Origin of the sequence: Marisediminitalea lipolytica (assembly GCF_001758465.1) — a bacterium.
Classification (GTDB): Bacteria; Pseudomonadota; Gammaproteobacteria; order Enterobacterales; family Alteromonadaceae; genus Alteromonas; species Alteromonas lipolytica.
Genome location: NZ_MJIC01000014.1, coordinates 679,266 through 680,557 on the forward strand (window position 1 = coordinate 679,266; position 1,292 = coordinate 680,557).

The following is a 1,292-nucleotide window of genomic DNA, read 5'->3' on the forward strand; positions in this document are numbered from 1 at the left end:
ACGGTCCATAAGCCCGTGGTGGCGTTGTAGCTACCGTCTGAGCTGACAAAGGTAAAGCCGGCGGGCAACTGATCGGTCACGACCACATTGGTGGCGGTATCCGGGCCGGTGTTGTTTACCGTCAGAGTAAAGCTGACGTTATCACCCAGATTCGGCGCGGCATTATCCACGGTTTTAGACAGCGCTAAATCAATGGCCTGGGCATCCACGGTGGCAGAGTCGGTATTATCTGAGCTATCCAGTTCAGTCTGATCCGCCGTCACGCTGGCGGTATTGGTCACCGCACTGCTGTCGGTGGTGGTGGCGACAATCGTCAACGTGGCGCTGGCACCACTGGCGAGGGAACCTACCGTCCATAGTCCGGTGGTGGAGTTATAACTGCCATCGCTGGACACAAAGGTAAAGCCCGCTGGCAGTGGGTCGGTCACCACCACATTAGTGGCGGCATCCGGGCCAGTGTTGGATACCGTCAGGGTAAAGCTGACGTTATCACCCAGGTTCGGCGAGGCGTTATCCACGGTTTTAGATAGCGCTAAATCGATCGCTTGGGCATCCACGGTGGCGGAATCGGTATTATCTGAACTGTCCAGTTCGGTTTGATCGGCCGTGACTGAGGCGGTGTTGGTCACCGCACTGCTGTCGGTGGTGGTCGCCACAATGGTCAACGTGGCGCTGGCACCGCTGGCCAGTGAACCTACCGTCCATAAGCCGGTGGTGGCGTTGTAGCTACCGTCGCTGGACACAAAGGTAAAGCCCGCGAGTAACTGGTCGGTGACCACCACATTGGTGGCGGCATCCGGTCCGGTATTGGCTACCGTCAGGGTGAAGGTCACGTTATCGCCCAGATTCGGTGACGCGTTATCCACGGTTTTGCTTAAGGCTAAATCAATCGCCTGAGCATCCACGGTCGCGGAATCAGTATTATCAGAGCTATCCAGTTCAGTCTGAACCGCCGTCACGCTGGCGGTATTGGTCACCGCACTGCTGTCGGTGGTGGTCGCCACAATGGTTAAGGTCGCGCTGGCGCCGCTCGCTAACGATCCCACGGTCCATAAGCCTGTGGAGGCATCGTAGTTACCGTCGCTGGACACAAAGGTAAACCCGGCTGGCAACTGATCGGTCACCACCACATTGGTAGCGGCATCCGGGCCAGTGTTGGATACCGTCAGGGTAAAGCTCACGTTATCACCGAGATTCGGTGCCGTATTATCTACGGCTTTACTGATGGCCAAATCAATGGCCTGGGCATCCACGGTGGCGGAATCGGTATTATCTGAGCTATCCAGTTCAGT

1 protein-coding gene is annotated in these 1,292 nt (G+C 57.0%); it reads right to left on the reverse strand.

Going from position 1 to position 1,292, the window contains the following annotated elements; genetic code table 11:
* The coding region (locus BFC17_RS22585) for a DUF11 domain-containing protein (protein ID WP_175439575.1) at positions 1 to 1,292 on the reverse strand (1,292 nt) is incomplete at both ends.